The 19,447-nt window shown below is 35.3% G+C and carries 19 protein-coding genes; all 19 read right to left on the bottom strand.

Annotation, left to right across the window (positions count from 1 at the left end):
• Positions 1-505, bottom strand: a 505-nt coding sequence (locus tag B4Z90_RS11005; RefSeq protein ID WP_286802185.1) for a hypothetical protein, incomplete at its 3' end; no start/stop codon positions are given.
• 14 nt (positions 506-519) lie between these two features.
• Positions 520-2,346, bottom strand: coding sequence for an ATP-dependent helicase (locus B4Z90_RS11000; RefSeq protein ID WP_068791507.1), 1,827 nt, complete (start codon positions 2,344-2,346; stop codon positions 520-522).
• Positions 2,346-4,274 (bottom strand): AAA family ATPase, encoded by a 1,929-nt coding sequence (locus B4Z90_RS10995; protein ID WP_058699743.1) that lies wholly within the window; start codon positions 4,272-4,274, stop codon positions 2,346-2,348. Before B4Z90_RS10995 ends, B4Z90_RS11000 begins: the two co-directional genes overlap by 1 nt.
• A 252-nt stretch (positions 4,275-4,526) precedes the next feature.
• Entirely contained in the window at positions 4,527-4,757 is a 231-nt protein-coding gene (locus tag B4Z90_RS10990) for a hypothetical protein (RefSeq protein WP_058699742.1), read from the bottom strand.
• Positions 4,758-4,850: 93 nt separating this feature from the next.
• Complete coding sequence (locus B4Z90_RS10985; protein WP_058699741.1) at positions 4,851-5,663, bottom strand: hypothetical protein; 813 nt, start codon at positions 5,661-5,663, stop codon at positions 4,851-4,853.
• 300 nt (positions 5,664-5,963) lie between these two features.
• The gene (locus B4Z90_RS10980; protein ID WP_058699740.1) at positions 5,964-6,794 is read right to left on the bottom strand and encodes a competence protein CoiA; all 831 of its coding nucleotides are present in this window, start codon (positions 6,792-6,794) and stop codon (positions 5,964-5,966) included.
• Positions 6,795-7,000: 206 nt separating this feature from the next.
• Entirely contained in the window at positions 7,001-7,555 is a 555-nt protein-coding gene (locus tag B4Z90_RS10975) for an HD domain-containing protein (RefSeq protein WP_058699739.1), read from the bottom strand.
• Positions 7,556-8,074: 519 nt separating this feature from the next.
• The gene (locus B4Z90_RS10970; protein ID WP_058699738.1) at positions 8,075-8,884 is read right to left on the bottom strand and encodes a PRTRC system ThiF family protein; all 810 of its coding nucleotides are present in this window, start codon (positions 8,882-8,884) and stop codon (positions 8,075-8,077) included.
• Complete coding sequence (locus tag B4Z90_RS10965) at positions 8,881-9,594, bottom strand: PRTRC system protein B (protein ID WP_058699737.1); 714 nt, start codon at positions 9,592-9,594, stop codon at positions 8,881-8,883. The genes B4Z90_RS10970 and B4Z90_RS10965 overlap by 4 nt, the downstream gene beginning before the upstream one ends.
• A 10-nt stretch (positions 9,595-9,604) precedes the next feature.
• Entirely contained in the window at positions 9,605-10,759 is a 1,155-nt protein-coding gene (locus B4Z90_RS10960) for a hypothetical protein (RefSeq protein ID WP_058699736.1), read from the bottom strand.
• 17 nt (positions 10,760-10,776) lie between these two features.
• Positions 10,777-10,995: a PRTRC system protein C gene (locus B4Z90_RS10955; RefSeq protein ID WP_058700045.1), complete on the bottom strand. Its 219-nt coding sequence runs from the start codon at positions 10,993-10,995 to the stop codon at positions 10,777-10,779.
• Positions 10,996-11,021: 26 nt separating this feature from the next.
• Positions 11,022-11,624, bottom strand: a complete 603-nt coding sequence (locus tag B4Z90_RS10950; protein ID WP_058699735.1) for a PRTRC system protein E — start codon at positions 11,622-11,624, stop codon at positions 11,022-11,024.
• Between the two features lie 4 nt (positions 11,625-11,628).
• Positions 11,629-11,832 carry a hypothetical protein gene (locus B4Z90_RS10945; RefSeq protein ID WP_058699734.1) on the bottom strand — a complete coding sequence of 68 codons (204 nt, stop codon included), beginning with the start codon at positions 11,830-11,832 and terminating at the stop codon, positions 11,629-11,631.
• A 52-nt stretch (positions 11,833-11,884) separates the two neighbouring features.
• Positions 11,885-12,958 (bottom strand): DUF932 domain-containing protein, encoded by a 1,074-nt coding sequence (locus tag B4Z90_RS10940; protein WP_058699733.1) that lies wholly within the window; start codon positions 12,956-12,958, stop codon positions 11,885-11,887.
• 45 nt (positions 12,959-13,003) lie between these two features.
• Positions 13,004-13,393, bottom strand: a complete 390-nt coding sequence (locus B4Z90_RS10935; RefSeq protein WP_058699732.1) for a single-stranded DNA-binding protein — start codon at positions 13,391-13,393, stop codon at positions 13,004-13,006.
• Positions 13,394-14,048: 655 nt separating this feature from the next.
• A complete protein-coding gene (locus B4Z90_RS10930) occupies positions 14,049-14,924 on the bottom strand; it encodes a DUF4238 domain-containing protein (protein WP_058699731.1) in 876 nt (291 codons plus the stop codon).
• Positions 14,925-14,926: 2 nt separating this feature from the next.
• Positions 14,927-16,315, bottom strand: a complete 1,389-nt coding sequence (locus B4Z90_RS10925) for a hypothetical protein (protein WP_058699730.1) — start codon at positions 16,313-16,315, stop codon at positions 14,927-14,929.
• A 139-nt stretch (positions 16,316-16,454) separates the two neighbouring features.
• Positions 16,455-17,765, bottom strand: a complete 1,311-nt coding sequence (locus tag B4Z90_RS10920) for a site-specific integrase (protein WP_058699729.1) — start codon at positions 17,763-17,765, stop codon at positions 16,455-16,457.
• A 311-nt stretch (positions 17,766-18,076) separates the two neighbouring features.
• The gene (locus B4Z90_RS10915; RefSeq protein WP_070570453.1) at positions 18,077-19,267 is read right to left on the bottom strand and encodes a phosphoglycerate kinase; all 1,191 of its coding nucleotides are present in this window, start codon (positions 19,265-19,267) and stop codon (positions 18,077-18,079) included.
• Between the last annotated feature and the right edge of the window lie 180 nt (positions 19,268-19,447).

Genomic DNA, 19,447 nt, shown 5'->3' with positions numbered 1-19,447 from the left:
CATCATTACTCCGAAATACCCAAATAGTCTGCCCAGAAGTATGATTGTAAAGATCTTGCTGTTTGTGGAATACTGGAGCTGCATATATAACTAAGGCATCCGTACCAAGTTCCTTCTCTAACAATTCTAGAGCAGTCTGTTGGTGAGGTGTAATTTCAAAATACCAGTGTGCTCCTTTAATGTGCGGTTTAAGACCTTTTTTTGATCTCGATGAATAATCGGAACGCTTTGCTTGTATGAAGAGATTTAGATTGAAATCAGGTAATATTTTTTTAGGTTTTGATGTATTCCAAATATATCTAAACTTTCTTCTGTGAAGTGATAAACCACCTAGGGGAGAGCTAAATCCATGTAAGTTCCATAAATAATCGTTAATACATAGCGAGGCTCTATCAATGCCTACTATTTTTTCAAAGACCTGTCCTGGTTCCCATAATAGATTACTACCTTTTTCAAGCTGGTTGAATAATGGGCCTCTAAATTCGCCCTCTTCAAATTCTGTCATATATTGTATGTAGATTATAACTGATTTAACTCTTCTTCTTTTATTATCCTGATTTCGTTGCCGAACTTCTGTTTGAGTTCATTATCTGTTACTGAATGTGGGAAAGCCATTGCTAATAGATGTCTTGGTCGAGATAATGCCACATATATTAATCTTTTGGTTTCATCAGGAAAGCCATTGTCAATATTTGATATGTTATCAAATGTGATATTATCTTTATGTTTCCTTTCGTTGAAAAAAACAAGAATAGAATCCAAAGTTTGTCCCTTTACTTGGTGTATCGTAGTGATGGGGATATTGAACGTAGAAAAAGATTTTTTAAAATGTTGGCTTACAGTTTCAGCAAGCGTAGATTTTTCTAAATATTTCGATTTTCGACTCCGTAGATTAAAATCTACTTCATGGCTAAGGCCTAATTTACTTTTTAAAAACTGCTGAGTAGCAGCTGTCCAATCTTGAATTGTTTTACTAAAAGCTGGTAATTCATCTAAAATAGTAATCATCAATGAATTAAAGTAAGGATCTATACTTTTTTCTTTCTCAATCTCTTTCAATAAATGATAATCAGCCTCATCAGAATGCATTAGGGGTATACAAATGGTTCTGATTTCTTTTATTGCATTTTTAATATCACCACTTGTGTAAAGATTTTTAGCATATATAATTTGTTTTGGCAAGTCTATACCCCAAGGTCTCTGTTCTGTTTTTGCTCCTAACAATGCGTCTTTCAACGAATTTCCTCGAACAACAATACAGCTACTGATGTATTTTTTCATTGAACAAGAGTCATCATAATGTTTAATAATTAATTGATGATTCACGTTTGAATATTTATAAATTACAATCGAATCCGTTATATTTTCACAATCTACGCTATTGATTTTTAAATCATCTGATCGACGAACTTTTGAAAATATATCAATTATACTTTGAGGTGATCGTCGGTTATCAGTTAAGTCGTAAGAGTTCCATGTTGCGTCATTTTCGTACTTTCTTAAAAATTCAGAAGGCTTTGCATCTCGCCACTCATATAAGCTTTGGTAAGGATCTCCTATCAGTTCAATATTGTTAAGGCCTTGCTTCACTAATTCTTCAAATATGGCATGCTGCATTAGTGAATTGTCCTGAGCCTCGTCTATAATAATAAAAGGAAATCTTAAACTAAGCCATCTGCAAATTTTAGGATTATTTTTCAGTAGGTGAAGGGCTATAAATGCTGAATCTCCAGTTGAAATTAATCCTTTTCGAAATTGAGCATTCTTGATGAGTTTACAGTAGTTGTCAAAATTAACTTTTTCAACTTTATCAGATGATGGTTGATTTCCATTAATAGAAAAAGATCCATTTGGCTCAATTCTAATTTCACTGGGAGGATATAGATGATAAATACTTCGATTATTCTTTGCCTTGTATTCTGGATTATTAAGTGGTCTTAGTAAGCCTTCAAGTGTTTTGCCATTTTTAACATAAGTGGTCTTCCACATATCATCTAAGATCGTTGTGTGGTCGAGTATTTTTGGTCTATTAAAGTCTCGATTAAGTAGGTTATAAAATGGAAGAGTAATATACTTATTTATAAAACTATCAATAGTTGATACATGATTAGGGAATTGAAGTGATTTACCCGCCAGTTTCCTATAGGCTTCATTGATTTCATCTTTAGCAGAGTTAGTAAATGATAAACAAGCTACTCCCGAATGCCCTCCAACTTCTTTTAAATTCTCTAAATTTAATATCTTCTTTGCGATAGTAGTTGTTTTTCCGCTTCCAGGACAGGCATTTAAAATAACTTTTCCTCTAGCTTGTAAGTAAGCCAGTCTTTCTTCATTTTCATAATACATTACAATCCATTTTTTAAATGAGTTAACGCGTTCAATATATATACCGGAACTATAAATGAGGCTTTTGCCTCTTCCAAATTATCAATTAAATGAATTGAGAAATCCTGTGCAAATTCAGCTTTGTCAGGGAACGTTTTCCATAAGAGAATCGCAACTTTTCTTTTTTCCTGTTCAGACATCAAATCTGCTGGAAACGTTGACATGTATGTGACTATATTGCTGATTTTATCACTTACTATCATGTCAAGATACTTCACTAAAAAGTTGTCCTTAAAAGCACTTCTGTCATTGTTTACGTTATGCGATGCTATTTCATATTCCAAAGTTTTAAATGACTCAAAAATCTTTATATTTTCAGCCTTGTTTTTAACAGAGTTTAAATTCCTAATTCTTGATACAGCGTTACCTTTTTGGATACAATCATCTAAAAGATCTAGCACGGTGGTATCATTTATCAAATTCTTAAAGCTATAATCAGATTTTTTTGAGTCAGTAAACCTGTCATCGTCTGTAATGATGGAAATAGGCTTGTTTATTCGTTTCAGTACATCTGAGTGATTAAAAAGGTAAAGGAAGGGATAAAATGAAGTTCCTTTTACGTTTACAATTTCCGTCCGGTAATCTTCAAGTTTATAGTCCTCTAAAAGAGTAAATGCTGATATCAAAAGTTCCTCTGATATTCCCTCAATGAATAAAATGGATTTTGCGAATAGAAGCTGAGATTTGGTTACGTCAATGTACCTCTGAAGTTTCTTCATTCTATTCTCAAAATCTGTATCCAACAATTCTTTGCTTTTAGTAGTATCTTCAATTATTTTTTCAGATTCTCTATTTTGAAATTGTTTATCCAGTTTTGTTGCTTTACCACAATCTAATAAAATAAGATTTTTAAGGGGTACTTTTGAAGTCAACGTTGGTGAATGGGTAGTTATAAATAGCTGGCTGTTTTCAGTCGCATTTGCATTATTTAAAAAGTTATAAAGGCTTAGCTGTAATTGTGGGTGAAGGTGAGATTCGGGTTCTTCGATTAGAAGTGCAAAATGAGGTAGGCCATTATCCTTAATCTGTTCTTTTATATCACCTAGAACAACTGCTATATAGATTAGATTGTTCAATCCTAAACTATTTTGCCATAAATGAAACCCCTCATCCATCAAAGTAGCTCTATTATGTGGAAGATAAGGTTTGATTGCATTAACTATATATTCTGTTTTTGCTTCCTCAATTCTGACGCCGATTTTATTGTCAATAACTCTCTTAAAAATACTTTCGAGATTCGTGTTAACACCATCTCGCGTATTTTTAACTTCATCACGTTCTAACAGCTGAGAATTTGCATCTTTTATTATCTGTTCTATTTGCAATTCCGACTTTTCTCTCTTTACAAATCGTCTTATAACTTTGCCCAAAATATTATTTCTAGTACTCAACAGATCCTTGGTACTATCCCTTAAAGCTCCTAAATAATAATGCTGAAAAAGTTCGAAGGTTTTATAGTCTGCTTTTTGACCATCAATATTTCCGGTATTATAAGTGAAATATGGATATTTTCCGTCTTTTTCTTCATAAGAGATGGATATTTTAGCATAATCTTCCTCAATATTATTGGGATCAATTACCATATATTCATAAAACCCTCCTTTTTGAGCGGTAGATAATCCTTTAAAAATATAAGTAATGGTTATTAGGGTAGATTTATTAAGTGTTTTATGACCATCATTGTCGATTGCTTTTTGATGGAAATCATCGGATGAAACTGATAACTCCCTTATAGGTTCTCCAATATTGTATAGTAAACGTATGGCATCAATAACAGCTGATTTACCGCATCCATTTTCACCAATAATAATATTTAGTTTTGGATCAAATTCGGTTTCAATTACCTCAATTCCTTTGTAGTTTTCAATCTTTATATAAGCTAAATGCATTTTTTACGTTAATTTGGTTTAATCTAATAAAAGATCGACAAGCTATTAACGCATCAATTTAACTGAAACATAGATAGCATTTTAATGCCTTAGGCTAATTTAAAAAAAAACAATAAGGAATAATGCATTAAGTAGAAAAATTGAACAAGATTTTAAATTCCCACAGTAGATTACTGAATTTACTTCTTTCCACATCTGGACTAGCACCGATGTATTCTTGGGATATGCTCTTATTATCTCTGTAATATATTCTTAATAATTAGTTGGATGAGAAAAATGTTGAAGTGTTAATGTTTCTGTACTATTACATATCTCACAATTATTTTTAATGAATTCAATTCTTCTTTCTCTCCAATCTTTAGAATGCCACAATCGCTGTCCACCTTTGAAATCAATCCAGTATTGTGATTTTGCAATTTCTAATGTGATTTCATTATTTTCCAACTTGTCTTTTAATTGGATAATTTCGTTATATGTCAGCATGATATTTTGGATTTATTACTCGACGAATATAACTAATACTAAAGCCCGTACTGTGAGAATTGGTGGTTAAAAAAGCACTGTTATCTGTATTACTTACGCAAAATTAAATAACACTAACTCAACCAATATTTTCTTATTTGGATCATCCGGATTTTTAAACGAGAAAGTGAAATTTGTTTGTGCTCTTTGATTAACCAAACCTTCACACAGTTCATGTGCTAATATTGCGTTTCTCGATTTTTCTATTACATCGGTAAAATTCTTAGTATCACGATTGAAAATTACCAAAGCAACTTTTTCATCTCTCCAATTCACATAATTTGATAGTAACTGATTTAACCCATCAATTAGGTACTTTTCACCTTTCCATAATTTACACTCTGCAATAAAAAGATTATTCCCATTATTGTCGAACATTAAAATATCTGTTTTTCCGTTTCTATTAAAAACTTCACCTTTAGCAGAATGATTCTTTGAAATAGAGTTTAAGAAAGGAATAAAGTAATCTCTGTATCTTTCTTCATCAAAACGAACATTAAGAGATTTGAAACCTTCTAAATTTTTACCGAGAATATTCATATAATCAATAACTTGGTAAAATGCTTTTTCACTGACGCCAGTAACGGTTTGGTCAACGAATTGCGGATCAACAGGAGAACCATTAAAATAGTTTTCAAGTGTTAGAGCGACTTCATCTTGTGTTTCTTCTATTTCGTATAATTTTGATGGATATATTGTTAAGTCAATATTACCACTTTTTTGCTTCGTAACATTTGACTTATGTACTGAGGCTAATTGTTGTAAATGATTAGCAATATTTTCAGGATCAATTCCATCTTTTAGAAATACTTTTAAATATTTCTTTCCAAAAGTTTCTCTAATTTCAAATGTATAATTTTTGGGCATATCGTTAAAAATAGTATTGAAGGGAACTAGCCATAGCCTTGCAAAAGAGTGAACTTTATAAGATCGAACGTTCAATTTTGCACTTGCGTTAGCAGAACCATTTTTCGTTTTTGCTAAAATACAAAAAAGAGGAACCGAAAATGGTTTTTACGGATAAAAATCATGAATCATGATTCATGAATCTTGAATTAAAAAAAGAAAAACAAAAAGCAAGTGGTTTTTTCGAAATAGGGAGCCGAATCGTTTAAATTGCTCTTAACTTTGCTCTTTTGCCAAATTGCATGTTAGTAGCTGGAATGCTTATAATCTTCGTCTACGCTTTCTATATCCAATAATTGGAATTCCTCTCCATGAATATATTCCTCTATTTGATGAGTACAATGTTTGTCGATTTTCTCTTTCTTTTATTTGGTCTTGCTTTCTAAATTCATTTATGAATTCCTGAACTCTCAAAGTCCATTCACCATTTGTGGTTGTATTCAAAAAAGCTTTACGTGAGATTTCTGCAACTTTTGCATGTCTACCAACCTGTGGAAATAAACAGTAAAGATTATTTCGTAAATCTTCTGTATCATCTATTGAACTGTTTCCTCGAAAATCAAAGATTACAGGTACAGAACTTTTAAGCCAAGCTTCTGGAAAACAAAACTCTGGAAAACAAACCTCAAAAATCCCCGACTTTTCAGTTTGATGCACTTCACTAATTCCGTCTCTTTTCCATTCCTTTAAAAAACGAGGATAATCTCTTTTTAGTCGCGTGCCATCCACTATCCAAACCATGTTTTTATAAAACTGTTCTCGTGCAGTTCGCTCTTGAGGATTAATGTTCGAATGTTGAAACTCTATTACGAGGCTATGAGCGGTACGAACATCAGCAATATGTTTTTCTTTTGTTCCATTATCAAACAAAGATATTTCTTGCCAATCGGATGGATAATTGTTTTTCCAAGTTCGGTGCCACTCTGTTTCTGGTTCCCACCAATTGTCACAATCCGTTTTGCTTTTATGTGCCCAATGCCATATTTTTCGTGTACCACATTTTGCAATAACTGGCTTCGAACAACAACAACACAATCCGTTAAGTTTCGGTTGAGCTTCTGTCCGATTATTATCTATTAAAGCAAAGCGCATTTTTTATAGTCAGCTATCAATACATTGTTTTCACTTGCAAATTTACTCAAATAAAAATATCCTTAGGAATCGTTAAGGTAAAAACCAATAATAGCCAAGCGACTTTCTTTTGCTTCTTTTCTTTGGTCGCAGATGTGGAAAGAAAAAAAGTATTTACAAGGCAAAAGAAAATTTGATTTGCATCTTTATCAAACAAAATATAGTAATTATAATTTATTTAATACTTGCAGTCGGTGTATTAAATGCTCAAATAATTCTTTTGTAATGTCAAACTTTGACACATGTGGCAAATATTTATTTCTTATTAAGACTTCTGTAAATCCATCATTATTAGATTTAGTATCATCATTAATATTTCTAATACAGGCGTCTAAACAGTCAACAGCTTTAGCAAATTCAGCTTCTCGTGTGGCTCTTTTTTCATATTCACTGACAATTTTTTCAAATCTTAATTTATTAGGAATAAGTGTTTTGATTTTTTCTAATGCTTGTTCTTCTTTTTGATGTTTGAGTTTCATTTCCTCTGGATTATTGAATTTGGCATCTCCTGCATAAACTTCAACAATATCATGGTAAATTAAATACTCAATAACTTTTAATCTGTTTAATGGTTCTTCAACATAATCGATTAGAATATCCGCAATCAGCAAACAACTCCAAGAGTGTTCTGCTGTACTTTCTTTTCTTCCCTTTACATTGGTACCACGTTCAACATATTTTAACTTTTCTAATTCGGTTAATGCTATAATCAATTTTTCCATTCAATGTAAATTATCTATTAAATATCCTTTTATTACAAAAATATAAATTAAAGTTGCCTAACAGACACTGCTTAAACTAAACTGTAAAAATAACAAAAGGGATATTGTCGTCCATTTTTCTAACGGTTCAGATTGGTACGGTCACTGTTAAGATTATGCTTAACTCTAAAGCGAACGCAATGAGCATTCTTTATAGCCAGTTATTCATACATTGTATTTACTAGCAAATTTACTCAAATAAAAATATCACTAGGAATCGTTAAGGTAAAAACCAATAATAACCAAGCGGCGTTCTTTTGCTTCTTTTCTTTGGTCGCAGATGTGGAAAGAAAAGAAGTTCGCTAAAACAACGAAAGGGATACTGGAATATCCCTTCAAAAACAGATCGCAACCTGTTTGATAAAATGTGAAGTGAGGACGGTGCGTAGCCTTACATTTTGGCAAAGGGGTTGTACCGCTTAAATGCAAAAAGACTGCCCCGACCATCGGAGGGAGTGTCTTTTTGCGGCCCGATTTTGGCTATCGGGCGACTGGAATAGGCTGTGACCTAAAATCTTTCAGATTGAGAAAAAAACCTCTGTATTCGGTCAATCCATTACGAAATAAACCCCATAACAAAGAACTACCCATTTGAGCCAATGACGAATTGATATATAAATCCTGTTTTTCCAATGCTTCAGCTAAACTGCAACTTGGTGTATCGTCTTGCTGTTCGGACTGCTTTAACAAAGCACCAAATTCATCTGTAACCATTGGCAGATTAGCTACCGTTTCATATATATCGGAATTGGGTTGTTTTATATCTCCAATAGTTGATAACAATACTTGTCCTGTATATTGGCTGTTACCATAATCCAACCAGTATTTTGGTTTATGATGATAATATTTTCCGTTATCCAGTGCTTTTAATATTTCAGCAATACCAAATCTTGCCTTTACACTATCTACACAGGTAATAAAGATAGTAGCCTGTGCGTTTTCGGGAAGTTTGCCCAAACTGTCCTTTTCAAACTTCTGCGTTTCGGCTTTCCAATTTGTACCTGAAAAGCGGTTGGCTCGGTTGATTAGAGCAGCAGATTTATACAATCCTACTTCGCATTCTGCAAAACGCTGTCTGCCCAAATTAGCTTCCGTAATAACATCATCATCCCAAAGGCGAACGGACAATCCTGCGTGACCTAACGCAATCAAACTATGGTTCATTTCCATTAAGGCGGTCAAAACCTTTGAGCCTGTACCACCTGCACCGATAAGGTTTACCGATATAGGATTGGTTGCATTTATTAAACTATTGTCCGTAAAATGGACTTTTATTTTTTCGGTATTCATCGCAATATGTCTTTTAAGGTTAGATTACTTTTTGTCAATACTTCCATTGGAAAAGCTTCGCCTGTGGCAATTAAATTTTCCCAAAGGCTTACGCAATTTCCTTTTATCGGGTTATGACCGTGCATTAAATGACTGAAATAACTGTTAAAGAAAAAGCCTTCCCATTTGTTTGTAAATTCTTCCAATGAAGCGGTTTTCTTTATGCGTACATCTACTGTACCCATACATACATTGCCGTCCTCGTACACATTAAAAAAAGGAGCGTTGTAAAGCTTTGTTTTTATCGTAGGTCTTCTGCCATTTATTAAAGCGAAAACGGCTAAACCGCTTCGGTTCGCTACCCACAGCATAGGCGGTACATTGGCTTTGCCTTTGGGTATTCCCAGACTTTCAATAAAATACATTTCCCTTTGTGTGGCTTTGGTAAACCAAACCACTTTGTTTCCTGTCGGCTCAAAGTATAAAACCTGATTGCTCAATACTCCCTGCGGTTTCAATAGCGGTTCTTTTTCCTCTTTGGCGGTCTTCAAAGCCTTTGCCAATTGGTTCGCTTCTTTTACGGTCAAAGGGTGTGCATTAATGGGCATACCGTTTTTATCCATATCAAAATGCTCTACATAAGTATCGTTACCCTTTCCAGTAGTCTGATAAAATACCAATGCTGATTTTGGATAGTACAGCATTCCGAAATCCTGTGTTATATCGTTCATAGTTTTGTTTTTAAAAATTATTTAAAATGTAGGTCAGTTCGTTTATCATCGGTAACAAACGGTTTTCAAACTCCAATGTATTGGCGGTTATATCGCTTCCGTCAAACCGTTTGATAATAATCGGTTCTTCCATCTGTCCGTATTCCTGTAATTCGTTATTTACAGATTCTACTACATTATCCATTAGCCACCCTGTACCATCTGCACAGAAGGAAACATATTTCTCCATAGATATAATGTTTTCCATATCTTCTTCGTTGGCTTCGCCATTTGGTCGGGCATTGCGGAAGACGGTTGCATTGGGGTACTGCTCATAAATTGCATAGGCTTCCTGTGCTACTTTATAGCAATCAGCATCAATCTTATCTTTTGGTTTAAAGCGGTTTAAACGGTCTTTAAAGAGCCTTAAATTGGCTTCGTTATATATCTTCTGTTCCATACGGTCGCCAATCCATTCCGCTTGTGCAAATTCACTAAGATAGGTTTCTGTGTCTTCTCCATAATCGTCCTCTGTTACCCAATCTTTATGCATCTCATACATCCAGTACAGATAACTGCTTTCCTGTCTGTAATAGGGAATGTCGGCAATGTGGTACAGATAACTACAAACCGATATAAGCAGTTGAGCGGTATGTTTTCGCTTTGGGTCTTTCAACCAACGAAATAAGGGTACTACAGGAATATAATACAGCGTTGCACCTGTATTATATCTTTCCTCACTTGTAAAAAACACTTTCTTACTATCCTGTATCAGTTTGATTTCTTCCCAATCGCTTACTTTAAGTTTTAACTGTTCTTCTATATCTTTTAAAGCCAATGCGATATTGTACGGATATCCTAAAGCCTGCGTTGGTTTCGGAATGATACCGTAATGCTCTGCTAATTGAGAAAGGGAACGATAAAAATCCCTTTCCATTTTGATATTATCCCTGCAAGCCTGTACAGTTTCCGTTTCTTCCAGTCTTGGGAGAAACGAAGTTCTTAGAAAACCATTGGCAACATAGTTACTGGTACAGACTTTTGTTTGTCCTTTTGGATTTCGTTTGCGTCTTTCGGTCGTTGCATCCAGTTTGCGAACTCGCTCAACTGACGATGTAATTGCTTTTGCTTGGGTTCTTGGGGCATTTGGAATGTTCCCGATACGGTATGTCGTTGCATAAGTCATTGTTTTACTGTTTTGGTTTAACCTTTTGTTCCCATAGCACTTTCAAAGCGGTACTGTACGGTATCGTCTTTGATTTGTGGTGCTGATACTTTTGCGGTGGTCAGAATGGGGTATGTATTGGAATAAAAATTCATTACTGCCTGTACACTCCATTGCGGTTCGGGGTCGTTCAGTTTAATTTCCTGCCCCTTGTTATTTAATATGAAAACTCGTTGTAATTGCGTTGCTAATAACATAACATTTAATTTTTTGGTTAACACTTTTATTCTTCTTCACCTGCTTCATCAATGGGGTAATCCTCTGTAACTACAGTCGATTGTATCGGTTCGGGTGTTGTTTCTTCTGTTGCACCGAAAAGGCTCGGTGTGGCAAATTTGTCCGATAGTGAAGTTTTGCGTTTGCGTATGGCATCGGCATAGTCGGGAAAATCGGCAGGGTTCGGCACTTTCATCCACGCTTCACGGAATTTGCCCTCTTTTTCCAATTCGTCAGCCTTTGCCATAGCTTCTTTATACTTCTTGTCCCTGGCTTCTTTTTCTTTCTTCTCCTTATCGGCTTTTTCCTTTTCCATTGCCGATTGCTTTTTGACTTCCTCCATTTGTTTTAGAAACTTTTCCATATCTACCATCATGCCCGAAACGGTTTGTACTGGTGCGGTTATCTGCTCAAAAAATCCCTCGTCAAACTCCTGTGCGGTAGCATTGAATGTAAGGGGTGGAATAAGGTTTTTGGCGTTATCTCCGCACTCATCATTGTTAAGCATAACCGATACTATTAGCTTGGTTTCTGTTCCCTTTGAAATGTTCAGTTGCAATACTCCTGTAAAGTCCAACTGCTGTATCTGATTGAAAAAATTTGTATTCATCGTTCTAATTTTTTTGTTTGTCCTCTAATCGTTTTTTCTTTGCTGTCAGTTTATTGTACATATCTGTCCAATAAGCGTTCTGTCTTTTGTCGAACTCGGAGAAACTTTCGTCCTCGTGTCTGTAACCAGTGTACCGTTTGCTAATCTTTATGGCTTCATCAAGGTCAGTGACTTCGATAGAGCATCCGTTCAAATCCGTTACTTTCATGTTTAATAATATAAGGCTACCACCGTTTGCAAGGCGGTAGCCTGTGGTGTAATTAATTAAGTTGAAAAACCTCTTCACCGACTTTCTGAAAAGAGGTACACAGTTCAAATGCTTTCTGTGATTTGAGTTGAGCAGTACCGCCCATTACAATACTCTGTAACTTGGCTTCGTTGTCTTTGTAGCTTCTTACGTTCTGATAGTAGCCTGTTACTGCATTATATGCCCCGAACAATGTGCCTTTGGTGGTGTCCATTTGTTGGGTATCGCTTACCATTGCATAAGCAAAAGCATCTTCAACCACGTTTTTGAATACGGTGGAAACTTCATCTTCCGCACCTTTTTTCAGTAATTCCAATGTTTCCTTATTCGGACAAAGTGCCAGTTGGATTAGCTTTTTAACCTCTTGGTCTGATACTTTGACTTTCGTCCACTCATTGAAAATACCCTCTAACTGGTCGCTAAACTGGTTAGCCAATCCCATAACTTTATGAGCATTGTCCAAACGTTGTTTTGCTCCTGCGGTGTGCTTGATGCGTACCACATTGCTCATATTACGCAAAGAAGCGTTTAAGGTATTTTGGCAAACGATACGGATAGGTGTAAAAGCGGCTGTAATACTTCCGCTACCGTCGTGCGAAGTTGTTAGGAAGATGTATTTTTCTGTCACATCATCGCCATTGCCCACACGGATATAACTCGGCAATTTGGCTGTAATAAAAATGCGTTCCCCATTACCTAAAGCTCCTGCGGTTTCGTATAAAATACCGTCTGTACCGCCTACAATACTGTCAAAGAATGAAAAAGCATCCCTGTTTTGTACGATATGGTAGTCTTTACCCACCACACCCAATACGGCATTGTTATCGGTGCGTATGTTGGCGAAATAGTTATGTACTTCCAGTTCGCTACTGCCTATCTCTATGCCGTTAGTGGTTTCGATAATACCCGAACCTTTGGTAAAGAGTGGAGATTTTACCACTTCATAATCTAACCCTGCGTGTCTGATAGCCTGCTCGCTTGTCGGATAATCCTGTACGATTTGCCCCAAACCGTGCCACGCTTTTTCCTTTACACTAAAGAATGAGTAACGTCCTGTCTTGCTGTTGAAATTGATATTATGTGCCATGATATTGAAATTTTAAAAGTTTGAAAAATGAATATTTGATTGTTGTTAAAATGGTAGGTCGTCTTTGGTCTGCTCCGCTGTAACCTTACCTTTGTTATTATTAGTAGCCTGTACGGTTTCTGTTTTCCTGCTACCTCCGTGCAGTTTGATTTGTGAGGTATGAAAATTCAGTCCTGCTTTTGGCTCTCCGTCATTTCCTGTCCACGCTCTTGTACTTACTCTGCCTGTTAGTTCTACCAGTGTGCCTTTTGTGAGTAGTCTGGCTACGTTGGGAGTTATCCAGTACGAGCAGTCGAAATAGGTGGTTTGCTCTATGCGTTCGCCCTGCTTGTTTTTGTAGCTGTCGTTTGTTGCTACTGAAAAGTTTACTACTTGTTTGTCCTGTGACGTTGTGCGTACTTCCGCATCCCTTGTCAATCTTCCTGTGATGTTCATGATTTTCGATTTTTACGTTGTTAAATTCCTGTTTGATTTTTTTTGATTTGATTTATTCGGCAATGAGAGGAGGTGCTTGTTTTCGTTTCACTTTTTCCATTTCCAATGCTGATATTTTTCATTTCTGACATTTTTTTTATTCGTGTAAAGAGCCGGAGTATGCTTTGTTTCGTTTCACGAGCATAAAAGGTTAGTGTTTAGCAGCAGCAAGGTTTTGTCAAAAAAATACGACCCGTATGGGTGGAGATTATTTTGCAAACCCGGAGGGCATGATCTTGCTGTTGCGTTAAGAACACTGAAATACCTTTGCTCTTGAAATGGGACAAAAACAGCATACCGGTTCTTGGATAAAAAATAATGTGGAAGCCATTGGAAAAGGCATTGAGCAAATGGCTGATTAGATTAGAATACAGGCATCACCTGCACGAATTTTAAACTGTTTTCTTAAAACTCGTGGCTCCTAAGAGTCACTTAAAAGAGAGATGGAAAAACAATGTTTTGGAAGTAGACAGGCATTTTGGAATTTGTCTTTTTCAAGAATATCCAGTGAAGCTCTTTTATGGTAGGATATGGGGAGGGTAAATGTGCTTTACGGATTTGTAGAGGAAAAAAAACCGAGGTTTATCGACCTCGGCTCAGTTATAATAGGTAATGTTTACACAAACTTGAAAATGTGTTCATGAATAAGATTTGTTTGCCCTACACTATGTAAATTTTGGTACGCATAAATAATAGCAGCAAGATGGTCTTTATTACAGCAGACGACATACTTTTTTGCCTGATGAAACATTGCTAAATCTTTATTTACATAAAAAGCTATACTGTTGACCTTCTTGTTACCCGAGTCACTGCAAATGAAAGTTTCTTTATTACCTAGAGGTAAAATGAAGTTCCCAAAATCTTCTATATCGGAACGTTTGCTTTCAATAATTGGTGAATCTCCTAGGATAGATGTAATTATCTCATTTGAATCAATATAGCTGTTCTGATGTAATTTTGATAATTTATCTTCTGCTATTTCATAATTATTATAGAATGGTAAGAACGGAAAGATTAGTCGTTTTGTACGGTTGAAAATTTCAGAATTGAGTAGATGCTCGATAGCCTCCGTATTTTGAGAGCCATCATCATTTATGGCCTTTATCGAGATCGGTAATTTATCGTATGTATACTGTCTATCTTTATCATAGAACAGTTCATCATTAACGGGTAATCGCCATTTTAATGAAGAAACCATTACAAGTAAAGAAGTAAGCCCTTCTTCAGTGATATTTTTAGTCGCAATTATTTCTGTCAGATCACGGGAAAATTTTTCGTCAAGTTCAGCATACAACTTTTCAAGATTATCGTTTGCTGTTCCGCCAAAATCAAGGATATTCCTATTCATCTCAAAGAATATAGATTTGGGGCTTCTCTTTTCCTTTGCAAAGGTTTTTTTTTCTTTATCATACAGATAAAGCATATTGTCCGAATCAGCAAATTTCTTGATAAGGAACTGCGGAATATAATGATGACGTCTTGAAATACCCATATCTAACTATTCTTTTGTTTAAGGTCATCCAACTCTTTAAGATATGGGCCATATAGGTTCAATTCGTTAAGAGCAAGCCTGAATACTATACCGTTAATAGGGGGTGGAGTAAATTTTTCAAGATTGTCGCACTCAGGATCGCCGTCAGGGAAGCTATATTTTGCTTTCTGGTGTGCAGGTCTTGATGCGATTCGGTTTGTCCTTATACTTTCAAAAATTTCATAGGTAGCCAATATCAATACGGTAGCTTCACCGAAAGTGGTCAATTTATCAATATAAAAAAACTGCTTGTCTTTTAGTATAACAGGAGGTGTAAAAAGGTTTATTATTCTTGAAAGTTCAAGAAGAAACTTTTGTTTGTAACTAATAGTATCCTTACCGTTGGCAAAGAAGGGTCTAACAAAATAAAAGAAGTCATTTTCTTTTAGTTTTTGTGCCATATAAAATTTATCGTAATAATATTTCAATGCCTGTGAGATATGTATACGTCCTTGTTCGTATGTTAGATCGGCAAAGTCCTTAATGTTTTTAAGAACATCATTGTACTGAGGTACTTCTAAAAAATTAGTAAGCAAATATATTTCGGGATTCTCCTGAAATTGTTCATAGCCACCATCTTTTAATTTTTCAAGTATATCAATTAAAATCACTGGCGGGTTTGATGAGTTCAAGGCAAAGTATGCAATAAGAATTTTCTCAAATGCCGGGGCCCTTTTAATCCCGTAAAACGAAAGCAATTCATCAAAGAAACCATAAGGATAAAAGGGTCTTCGACTAAGCATACTTGGGTTAATATCCGATAAATTGTTCTCATACATATACTCGTCAATTGTAGAACTCAGAAACTCATCAATAGCACCAAATGTTAAGTAAAAGCTATTAATATTAATAAGTTCTGTTGTATATATCTTAATCAGAATCCTCGCTCCACTATACTTAACACCATTTACAACGACTTCCATTGGTTTTTCGGTTCGTTCTATCGATGCTATACCAAATTTTTTACTAGGCGTTTTATCAGTTTCTTCGACCACATTATAGTCAATATCATCCTCATTCAATATGGCTGTTATCTCGTTCCAATAATCTACCATATTCTTACAGCTTTCAAAGGTGTTACTGTTTATTGGATAAGCGTTAAGCCCTTCTTTTGACGTCAAGATGGTTGATGCTCGGAACCTATCACAAAAATTAAGGTTAAATTGACGTATTCCAGAGAATGTAGCAATGTTGGTAAGGTAGTGGTAGTATTCATGAATGAATATAGATTGCTCTTGACCGATTTGTAGGTCAGTTATAAAAGTGGTTAAGTTATCAATATCAAATCCATCTAGGCAGATATAAAATCTGTCAGGGTAGTATTTTATTTTAGTCAAGTCAATTTCTGCCATTTTATAAGGATTTTTTAACGACACTATAGGTCAAGTTTGTTTTGTAAATATAAAAAATAACAGGTGGCTTTAATTTGCATAAAGAGGTAAATAAAAAAGCAGAATTATAAAATCCTGCTTTTCAATAAATATTACACCATTAAGTGACCAGTTCTAATTCATCTTCAACTATTATGAAATCGGGCTGTGAAGGCGTATCTGGTTCCATTGAAATGAATGCTGTTTCCAGAGAAGCAAATTTCGGAGAAACCAAATCCATATCCTTGCTGATCTTCTGACTTGTAATCTTAGCATAAATCTGAGTGGTAGAAATATTCTTATGTCCCATCATCTTACTAAGGCTTTCAAGAGGTACTCCCTCTGTTAAAAACATTGTTGCAAAAGTATGTCGTGCCGTATGGAACGTCACTTTTTGTTCAGTGACAATTTCAGCTTCTTCAATCAGTTTAGCTACATGATTATTACATGTTGCATTGGATGGAACTGGAAATATGAAATCATTTCTTGTAATACCTCTGTATTTTTCAATGATCCGTTTGGGAATTTCCATCAAACGAACATTTGATGCAACATCCGATTTCTTTCTTCGGCTGATAATCCATTGATGACCGTCAAAGAAGGATTGAATGTTGCTCCACTTTAGCTTTTTAACGTCAATGTAAGACAACCCTGTAAAGCAACTAAAAATGAAAATGTCTTTAACCAGTTCATATTTCGGCTTAGAGGGTTTTAAGAATAACAATTTTTCCACAGCCTCCTTCAAAAGATAGCTACGATCAGTTTCCTGCATGCTTATTTCGTAATCCTCAAATGGATTTTGACGTATCAATCCTTTTTTAATAGCTAGGTCAGCTAAAGCTATAACAGGCATTGTATAAACCCATACCGTATTGTGTGTACATTCTTTATCAATGCGAAGGAAAAAATCGAACTCCCTGATAAAATCAGATGTAAGCTCACGAAAAGCCATATCATCCCGATGATACCTAGCTTTTATAAATTCCGTCAGATGATTGAAAACAACTTTGTACTTATAATAAGTGTTTGACGAGCGCTTACCTTTTGCCACCATTTTTTCAAAATCCTCATTTTGTTCTTTGAAAACTTTGAGTACTGCATCATCCATCACACCGACACCTAAAAAAGAGAGCTTAACTTTCTGTGAAGTAGCAAAACCTTCATCTTTAAGCATATCATCATAAATCTTATTGATACGTACACGAATTTTATCCAATTTTTGATTGGTAGTTAGTGCTGTTGTGCTTTTTCCCTGTACGCGTCCGTGTTTTAAATCCCAAGTATTGGGATCAATTTCCAGTTTGGTTCCAAAAGTTTTTGGTGTACCATCAATAGTAATACGTCCCATTACAGGTACATTACCATTTTTTTTGGGTTCATTTTTCTTCAAGTAAAACAATAGCTTGAAAGTGGATCTTTTAACTGTCTCCATAACTCAAAATTTTAATGTTTAAAATTAAATTTTAGCGAGTTACAAGGAAAGATAAAAAAGAGTGCAAAATGCTGAAATATAGCTAATTATACTATCTTGTACAATCCAAAACAGGTAATGATTTAGTAACCTATCTCTGTCTTTTTAAGCCCAAAACCTGATGTACACTACCTTCCAAATTCAGACCGTCAATTTATAAACTACTGCATAGTAACGGTTTTAACCGTTTTTCTTAATTTTACTTTTGTTCAATCTTTTTTAATAAAAAAGGGACAACCTATGTTGTCCCTTTCTAAAGATTTTGATTTATATTAATCTTCAAGTGCCTTCACCCCTGGAAGAACTTTTCCTTCCATGTATTCCAAAAGCGCACCACCACCTGTACTGACGTAACTTACATCTTCAGTCATACCAAATTTACTTACCGCAGCAGCAGAATCACCACCTCCTATTAAAGAGAATGCCCCATTCTTCGTTGCTTCCACAACAGCATCAGCTACAGCTTTGGTACCCTTTGCAAAGGTATCAAATTCAAAAACACCCATTGGACCGTTCCAAAGAACTGTTTTAGAATTTTTGATGATCGCAGCGAAATTTGCTGCAGACTCCTGACCAATATCCAGACCTTGCAAATCTGCAGGAATTTGATCATTTGGTCCATCATATACATTGGCATCGTTGGAAAATGCATCTGCAATCTGAGCATCCGTAGGAATAACCAAGTTTACACCTTTTTCCTTCGCTTTTTTCACCAACTCATTCGCTAAATCAAGTTTATCGATTTCAACCAATGATTGACCAATTTCACCCCCTCTAGCTTTGATGAACGTATAAGCCATACCTCCACCAATTAAAAGGTTGTCAACTTTATCCAATAAGGCCTCAATTAACTGAATTTTATCAGAAACTTTTGCTCCACCCATGATAGCCGTAAATGGTCTAACCGGATTGTTTAATACTTTTTCTGCATTTCCGACTTCTGCAGCCATCAAGTAACCGCTATATTTAGCTCCTGGAAAAAATTGCGCAACAATTGCTGTCGAAGCATGAGCTCTGTGGGCTGTACCGAAAGCATCGTTCACATAGATATCGCCTAATTTTGACAACTTCTCAGCAAATTCAACATCTCCTTTTTCTTCTTCTTTATAGAAGCGAAGGTTTTCTAGCAATAAAACCTGACCAGCTTGTAAAGCTGCCGCTTTTTCTACGGCCTCTGTACCGATACAATCATTGGCAAACTGAACATCAGTACCTAAAACCTGTGAAAGATGAGCAACAATATGTTTTAATGAATACTTATCAGTAGGACCATCTTTTGGCCTTCCTAAATGGGACATCAATATCACGCTTCCACCATCGTTCAAGATCTTCTTTATTGTTGGAGCCGCTCCCTGGATACGATTATCATCCGTAATATTGAAATTTTCATCCAAAGGCACGTTGAAATCCACACGTACCAAGGCTTTTTTACCTGCAAAATTTAAATCGTCTACTGTTTTCATTCTGTAACTTTATTGATTTGGGATTAGGTCGTTTTGTCAAACGAACAGCTAAATATAAAAAAAAGCATTTGCTTTCATTAGAAATAATTATTTATTCATGGCAATCCGTACATTGGATCGAACTTCTCCGCACGCAACGTAAGAATTACCGGCATCGTTATAAATTATAATCACCTACAA

The sequence above is a fragment of the Sphingobacterium sp. UBA5639 genome (genome assembly GCF_002421245.1).
In the GTDB taxonomy this organism is placed as follows: Bacteria; Bacteroidota; Bacteroidia; order Sphingobacteriales; family Sphingobacteriaceae; genus Sphingobacterium; species Sphingobacterium multivorum.
Note: the sequence above shows the minus strand (reverse complement) of the source record. Positions and strands in the feature narration are given on the sequence as shown.